General features: G+C 48.0%; 5 protein-coding genes and 1 pseudogene. All 6 read right to left on the bottom strand.

All coding sequences use genetic code 11. From position 1 onward, the window contains the following. Positions 1 to 76: 76 nt before the first annotated feature. Positions 77 to 1,660, bottom strand: a pseudogene (locus tag FC814_RS17985) (fimbria/pilus outer membrane usher protein); the annotation flags it as partial. A 24-nt stretch (positions 1,661 to 1,684) separates the two neighbouring features. Then, positions 1,685 to 2,416: a long polar fimbrial chaperone LpfB-O113 gene (gene lpfB-O113, locus FC814_RS17980; RefSeq protein WP_000088108.1), complete on the bottom strand. Its 732-nt coding sequence runs from the start codon at positions 2,414 to 2,416 to the stop codon at positions 1,685 to 1,687. A 46-nt stretch (positions 2,417 to 2,462) separates the two neighbouring features. Further along, the gene (gene lpfA-O113, locus FC814_RS17975; protein ID WP_000827800.1) at positions 2,463 to 3,035 is read right to left on the bottom strand and encodes a long polar fimbria major subunit LpfA-O113; all 573 of its coding nucleotides are present in this window, start codon (positions 3,033 to 3,035) and stop codon (positions 2,463 to 2,465) included. Positions 3,036 to 3,339: 304 nt separating this feature from the next. Continuing rightward, positions 3,340 to 5,169, bottom strand: coding sequence for a glutamine--fructose-6-phosphate transaminase (isomerizing) (gene glmS, locus FC814_RS17970; RefSeq protein WP_000334114.1), 1,830 nt, complete (start codon positions 5,167 to 5,169; stop codon positions 3,340 to 3,342). A gap of 162 nt (positions 5,170 to 5,331) precedes the next feature. Continuing rightward, on the bottom strand, positions 5,332 to 6,702 hold the full coding sequence (glmU, locus tag FC814_RS17965) for a bifunctional UDP-N-acetylglucosamine diphosphorylase/glucosamine-1-phosphate N-acetyltransferase GlmU (protein ID WP_137326257.1): 1,371 nt from the start codon (positions 6,700 to 6,702) through the stop codon (positions 5,332 to 5,334). Positions 6,703 to 7,106: 404 nt separating this feature from the next. After that, positions 7,107 to 7,526, bottom strand: coding sequence for a F0F1 ATP synthase subunit epsilon (locus tag FC814_RS17960; RefSeq protein ID WP_001251965.1), 420 nt, complete (start codon positions 7,524 to 7,526; stop codon positions 7,107 to 7,109). Between the last annotated feature and the right edge of the window lie 18 nt (positions 7,527 to 7,544).

Genomic DNA, 7,544 nt, shown 5'->3' with positions numbered 1-7,544 from the left:
TGATAGAAACAGAAGCCACTGGAGCACCTCAAAAACACCATCATACACTAAATCAGTAAGTTGGCAGCATCACCCTACTGCTGTAGCCAAATTGCATTAATCGCTCGACATCATCGGTATGCCAGTACTGCTGACGACTTAATGTCAGGTATACGTTGCCGTAATCTCTTCCCAGCGACTGCGTTAGCGTTCCTTCCACACGACTGCGGCGGTTACCGGTTTGCCAGAAATCGTCAGGACTGTTGCTCCGTGACGCCCATTCGTTGAGGGTATAGTAGCCTTCAGTGGAATAACGATAGCCAACCAGACGCAAACTGGTGTCCGTATCATCAAAACGTTTCGAATACAGAAAGCGATAGGACTGTCCGGTTTCCGTATCATCATGACTAAATTTTGCACGCGCATGAGTCACATCGAACGAGATAGCACCCAGAGAACCAAGATCTTTACCCATCCCTAACGCTGCTGAACCATAATTCTCGGTAGCCTGTAAACCACCATACAACGTAAACCCATGCGGCAGGCCATGAAGGATCTGCGCCTGGATGACATCTGGCATAAATCCATCTTCATCGCGTAATTCACCCACGCTGATATCGACATCTGTTTGACCTTCACGCTTAAGGATTGCCAAAGTGGCGTAAGGTTGGGTGAATCGTTGTTCGCTACCATCTTCTTCCTTGATAGTTACGTCCAAATCTCCCCCTGAACTGGCAGTGTTCAGGTCAGTAATTTCAAAGGCACCTAGTGGAACGGCAGACTGGTAAATCACATAACCACTTTGACGAATGATGACCGTGGCGTTGGACTTGGCAATGCCACGCACCACAGGGGCAAATCCATTCTGGCTGGCAGGCAACATATCGTTATCGGTATAAAGACGTGCGCCACGGATTTGCGTGCTGTCGAAAATATCGCTCGCCGTCCACGTATCGCCGATCATAATCTGGCTTCGTAACGCGGCAATATTACGTTGTATCCAGGTGCTTATAGAGTTGTAATCCGCACGACCATCGGTTGTGTTTAAAGTACTGTAATTGCGTAATCGCCACGGCCCAATATTCAGTCCGTTGCGCAGGTTGAGATAGCTGGTATTCGTCTCCTGAGAACCATAATCAGAACGCAGGGTATGTGAACCGGAAAAATCGTAGTTGATAGTGAGCGCATTAATCCCCTCATCCCAACGCGTAGGGCTTATGTAATCGTAGGCCATCGCGTCCATGTAGATTTGGGGAATGGAGATATTCAGTTGCAGTTTATCGCTGTCCAGTTGCCAGGATGAGCCTTCAATGCGTGGCTCAGGATCAATACAGACCGTTTCATCCACATCATTGAGCGATTTCAGTGCATCAACTTTTACGCCAAAGGAGATCAGCGTTTTTTTTATAGCGACAAAGCAGGCGTGTAAATCAGCATCGGGATTATCCTGAACAAATGTCACATCCTGACGTTCAAACATTTTACCGTTGATAAAAATATCAACGCTATAAACGCCGGGAGGCATCATATTTGCCCGGTTAAACTGACGAATGTCGACCCCGGATTGATGGTCGATTTCCAGTAGCGCCGGGTTAAATACGCTGACCTGGGCCATCAGACTATGTGAGAATATCAGACACGTCCCTGCCATCAGGCCAACCGCTATTCTGGTCGTAACCATAATACGCCTATCCTTATGCCATGCTTACAGTGCGTTTTTTAGCGGTTCGCTTATCGCGCCATAATCATTTATGAATCGCCAGGTCATTTGGTTACCCGCAGAATTGGCAGGCAACGGTAAAGAGAGCGTTTCGAAAGGACGGATCATGTTGAGAGGCACATCATGGCCATCAACAATGACATCCATCACACTGATATGAATCGGGTTTGGATTTTCAGCAATCAGATTTTTGCCTTCACGGCGCCACTTAACCTTAGGCGCTGCATCTTCAGGAATAAGTCGAATAGTTGCTGGTCGCCAGAACAGCTTGATACGCGTTTTAACAGCAATTTCCAAAGAGTTAGCCGCTTTATTGGTTGCTGCAGGCGGAATATTTTTGATATTCAGCCAGAAGACGGATTCACGGTCGTCGGGTAATGACATTCCCTTCGTGTGAAGAATACGTAATACTTTTTCTTGTCCGGGTTCAAGTCGGGATACAGGAGGTATAACAGTAAAGGGCGCTTTACTTTTATCATCTTTATTAAACGGATCCACCCATGACTGGATGAGATAAGGGATCTTCTCTTCCTTGCTGAATACAGAAATAGATTTATCTGCATTATTACTTATGTAAACAACCCGCGTACCGCCAATGACAACGCCTGCATAGGTTAATGCTGGCTGGCCTAAAAAAAGGCTTAACATAATCGCGATAAATAATTTGTACCAAAGGGTTGTTTTAAAGAGCCTGATTAAACAACTTTTTCTGGACATAATAACTCCCTGGCCAAAGCCAACTGAATAAAAAGGCTCTGATAAATTATTTCTTATATTCGATAGTAAATTGTGAATCGGCGTTCGCTGTACCCGCCGTTACGACTGCATTTGTTGCAACATAGCGTGCAATAAATTTCATTTCCGCAGTGCCGTTACCATCGATAGTGGTATAAGCTGAGTCGTTATAAAGTTTGACCTGAGAGTTGTCAGCCTGGTTAAAGATACGGATACCAACACCAGTGGCCACAATCGCTGCCCCGGTGCCGGTATAATCACCCGGATCGGCAGCTGTAGTCGGAGTACCCACTTTCAGATCGCCATCGCCGCCAGGTGCTTCTGTACCATCAAAACGAACCGCAGCCTGAGTGTACGTTGCCGGGCATTTCTCCAGTTTAATACTAAACTGCTGTGGCGATGCCATGCTACCTACGCCTGAAAATGCATTTTTACTGACTTTTCCAAGAGGAACAGTTTGATCCGCTGTATCGGAGGTAACTTCACAACTACTGTCAACAATTTCACCAACAAAGTGAACAACACCATCCTCTGCGAGTGCATGTCCGGCCAGCATTAAAGATGCCAGCGTGAATGCACCACCAATAATATTACGTTTCATAAAAACTCCATTGATATAATATATCCTTCAACCCGAACCATCACTTATATTAATAAGTGTATTTATGATTCGCAAACATATTACATCAATGACACAGGTTTAGCTAAATTAATATCTATAAATCAATCTGAGAATATAAATTTATTATATAAATATTATTCAAATAATAGTAAGTCAAGTTCGTAAACGGACATTGGTAAAAATTCAGAATATATTTATTTAGTTATCTAAATGGAAAATTTATTAGAAATAAATATGAAAAAGGGCCACCCGCTGGCAGCCCTTACTTACTTAACGGTTAGAATTACTCAACCGTAACCGATTTCGCCAGGTTACGCGGCTGGTCAACATCGGTGCCTTTGATCAGCGCGACATGGTACGCCAGCAGTTGCAGCGGAACGGTGTAGAAGATTGGGGCAATCACTTCTTCCACATGCGGCATCTCGATGATGTGCATATTATCGCTACTTACAAAACCTGCGTCCTGATCGGCAAAGACGTACAACTGACCGCCACGCGCGCGAACTTCTTCAATGTTGGATTTCAGTTTTTCCAACAGTTCGTTATTCGGCGCGACGACGATAACCGGCATATCGGCGTCAATCAACGCCAGCGGACCGTGTTTCAGTTCACCCGCAGCGTAGGCTTCAGCGTGAATATAAGAGATCTCTTTCAGCTTCAATGCGCCTTCCAGCGCGATGGGATACTGATCGCCACGGCCCAGGAACAGTGCGTGATGTTTGTCAGAGAAATCTTCTGCCAGAGCTTCAATACGTTTGTCCTGTGACAGCATCTGCTCAATACGACTCGGCAGTGCCTGCAGACCATGCACGATGTCATGTTCAATGGAGGCATCCAGACCTTTCAGTCGAGACAATTTTGCCACCAGCATCAACAGCACAGTTAGCTGAGTGGTAAAGGCTTTGGTAGATGCCACGCCAATTTCAGTACCGGCATTGGTCATCAGCGCCAGATCGGATTCACGCACCAGAGAAGAACCAGGAACGTTACAGATTGCAAGCGAACCAAGGTAACCCAGCTCTTTCGACAGACGCAGGCCAGCCAGGGTATCTGCCGTTTCACCGGACTGCGACAGAGTGATCATCAGACTGTTACGACGCACGGCTGATTTGCGATAGCGGAATTCAGAGGCGATTTCGACGTCGCACGGAATGCCTGCCAGCGATTCAAACCAGTAGCGGGAAACCATACCAGAATTGTAAGAAGTGCCACAGGCGAGGATCTGAATATGCTCAACCTTCGACAGCAGTTCATCGGCATTCGGGCCCAGCTCGCTTAGATCAACCTGACCGTGGTTAATACGTCCGGCGAGAGTGTTTTTGATCGCGTTAGGCTGTTCGTAGATCTCTTTCTGCATGTAGTGGCGATAAATACCTTTATCGCCCGCGTCATATTGCAGATTGGATTCGATATCCTGACGTTTTACTTCCGCGCCAGATTTATCGAAGATGTTTACCGAACGGCGAGTGATTTCCGCAATATCGCCCTCTTCAAGGAAGATAAAACGGCGGGTCACCGGCAATAGTGCCAACTGGTCAGAAGCGATAAAGTTTTCGCCCATACCGAGGCCGATAACCAGCGGGCTACCGGAACGAGCCGCCAGCAAAGTATCCGGGTTGCGGGTGTCCATGATAACCGTACCGTAAGCGCCCCGCAGTTGCGGGATAGCGCGCAGAACGGCCTCACGCAGAGTGCCGCCCTGTTTCAGTTCCCAGTTCACCAGGTGAGCAATCACTTCTGTGTCGGTTTCAGAAACGAAGGTATAGCCACGCGCTTTTAACTCTTCGCGCAGCGGTTCATGGTTTTCGATGATGCCGTTATGCACCACCACAATGTGTTCAGAAACATGCGGATGCGCATTCGCTTCTGAAGGTTCTCCGTGAGTCGCCCAGCGGGTGTGAGCAATACCGGTGCCACCATGCAGAGGATGTTCTTCCGCTGCCTGAGCCAGCATCTGTACTTTACCGAGACGACGCAAGCGGGTCATATTTCCGTTTGCATCGACGACTGCCAAACCGGCAGAGTCATAACCACGGTATTCCAGACGACGTAAGCCTTCAAGAAGGATTTCAGCTACATCACGTTGCGCGATCGCGCCAACAATTCCACACATAGTTTTTAATTCCGATTGATATCGTTGTCGGTCAACCTGTATACCCAATTTTTCGGGCGCCCCGAGCCTTGTAGAGAGTGGGGTTATTTTTATAAGTACAACATATTGGGCGGGAGATTATGTTATCTCCTCATCCCTGGTGGCCGGATTACCCAGCCAGAATTACTTTTTCTTAACCGGACGACGCCAGCCTTCTTTTTGTGACTGCGGCACACGGCTGATTGCCAGGGCATTTTCACCAACATTGCGCGTTACGGTAGTACCCGCAGCAATGGTTGCGCCTTTACCAACCGTTACCGGTGCAACAAGTTGGGTGTCAGAACCGACAAATACATCGTCGCCAATAATGGTTTTAAATTTATTCGCACCGTCGTAGTTGCAGGTAATAGTTCCCGCGCCGATGTTAACGTTATCGCCAATTTCCGCATCGCCCAGGTAAGTCAGATGACCGGCTTTCGAGCCTTTACCCAGACGCGCTTTTTTCATCTCAACGAAGTTACCGACGTGCGCACCTTCCAGCAGCTCTGCACCAGGACGCAGACGGGCAAACGGGCCAATGGTACAGGCCGCCGCCAGATTCGCATCTTCCACGACTGTATATGGGCTGATTTCGCAATCATCGCCAATCACGCTGTTTTTAATCACGCAACCAGTGCCAATTTTCACGCGATTGCCGAGAGTAACATTACCCTCGATGATAACGTTAGTATCAATTTCAACATCGTGCCCGTGAGTAAGCGTACCGCGCAGATCAAAACGAGCCGGATCGCGCAGCATAACTCCCGCCAGCAGCAATTTTTCTGCCTGTTCGGACTGATAAACGCGCTCCAGACGGGAGAGTTGCAGACGGTTATTTACACCTTCGACTTCGCTTAAACGCTGCGGATGTACAGCGACGATTTCACGTCCTTCCTGATACGCCAGGGCAATAATGTCGGTGATGTAGTACTCGCCCTGAGCATTATTATTGGTCAGCTTCGCCAGCCAGCGTTTCATATCTGCACCGTTGGCGATCAGAATACCGGTGTTGATCTCCTGGATTTGACGCTGCTCATCGGTAGCATCTTTATGCTCAACAATGCCGGTAACTTTGCCATTCTCACGGGTAATGCGACCATAACCGGTTGGATCATCCAGTTTCACTGTCAGCAGACCAATCCCACCCTGCGGTTTTGCATCACGCAGACGCTGGAGTGTTTCGACCGAGATCAGCGGCACATCGCCGTAGAGCATTAAAATGTCTTCATCATCGGCAAAGAAAGGTGCAGCCTGCTGCATTGCATGACCGGTGCCCAGTTGCTCGGCCTGAAGCACCCAGTTCAGGTTGTCATCTTTCAGCGACTGTTTAAGCAGATCGCCACCGTGACCGTAAACCAGGTGAACGTGTGCTGCGCCTAATTCATTCGCAGCATCAATGACATGCTGAACCATCGCTTTCCCGGCAAGGGTATGCAGCACTTTTGGAATATCAGAATACATGCGAGTGCCTTTGCCTGCTGCAAGGATCACTACGCTCATAGCATTATTCAACATACGCGTCCTGACTGTAATTTGAGAACGAATTTAAACCGCTTCACATTGAAAAAACTACATTTTTTTCATCGTGAAATGGACAGAGGATAAATTGCGCAATAAAGGATTATCCCCACTGACGAAAACATCATTTTCGACCATTGGCGCGCCTTTTGTCTGCATAAAAGTAAGATAGCACCTTCATTTAAGCGTCAGCATGATGTTTTTGCTCTTATTTCGATCAATGAATAAACGAGAAAACAAGCAAAGAATTTCGCTGGTTTATATAAGAAGAGTTAATCGCGGAACATGAATGACCACAGCACAAATCCTGCTGTACTGCTATCCAGATGAAAATATGCGCAGCGCACGCAATAAAAAAGCCAGCCTGTTTCCAGACTGGCTTTGTGCTTTTCAAGCCGGTGTTACATCGCTTTTTTGGTCAACTCGATAACGCGCAGCTGCGCGATCGCTTTGGCCAGTTCCGCAGACGCCTGAGCGTAATCTACGTCGCCGTGAGAGCTGCTAATGTGCTCTTCAGCCTTACGTTTCGCTTCCATGGCTCGCGCTTCGTCGAGATCCTGGCCGCGAATTGCGGTGTCGGCCAGAACGGTCACGTTGCCAGGCTGCACTTCAAGAATGCCGCCAGACAGATAGATAAACTCTTCGTGACCGTGCTGTTTCACGATGCGAATCATACCAGGCTTAATGGCGGTGAGCAGCGGTGCGTGGCCAGGGTAGATCCCCAGTTCACCTTCACTACCCGTTACCTGGATTTTCTCGACCAGACCAGAGAACATTTGTTGCTCTGCGCTGACGACGTCCAGGTGGTAAGTCATTGCCATATCACCCTCCGATTAAGG

The sequence above is a fragment of the Escherichia sp. MR genome, from assembly GCF_005280595.1.
GTDB lineage: Bacteria > Pseudomonadota > Gammaproteobacteria > Enterobacterales > Enterobacteriaceae > Escherichia > Escherichia ruysiae.
This window is presented reverse-complemented; position numbering and strand designations above follow the sequence as displayed.

What these genes read in the sequence shown, in the direction of transcription:
- lpfB-O113 (WP_000088108.1), bottom strand. Translation starts at nt 2,416, where the DNA reads ATGTCCAGAAAAAGTTGTTTAATCAGGCTCTTTAAAACAACCCTTTGG.
- lpfA-O113 (WP_000827800.1), bottom strand. Translation starts at nt 3,035, where the DNA reads ATGAAACGTAATATTATTGGTGGTGCATTCACGCTGGCATCTTTAATG.
- glmS (WP_000334114.1), bottom strand. Translation starts at nt 5,169, where the DNA reads ATGTGTGGAATTGTTGGCGCGATCGCGCAACGTGATGTAGCTGAAATC.
- glmU (WP_137326257.1), bottom strand. Translation starts at nt 6,702, where the DNA reads ATGTTGAATAATGCTATGAGCGTAGTGATCCTTGCAGCAGGCAAAGGC.
- FC814_RS17960 (WP_001251965.1), bottom strand. Translation starts at nt 7,526, where the DNA reads ATGGCAATGACTTACCACCTGGACGTCGTCAGCGCAGAGCAACAAATG.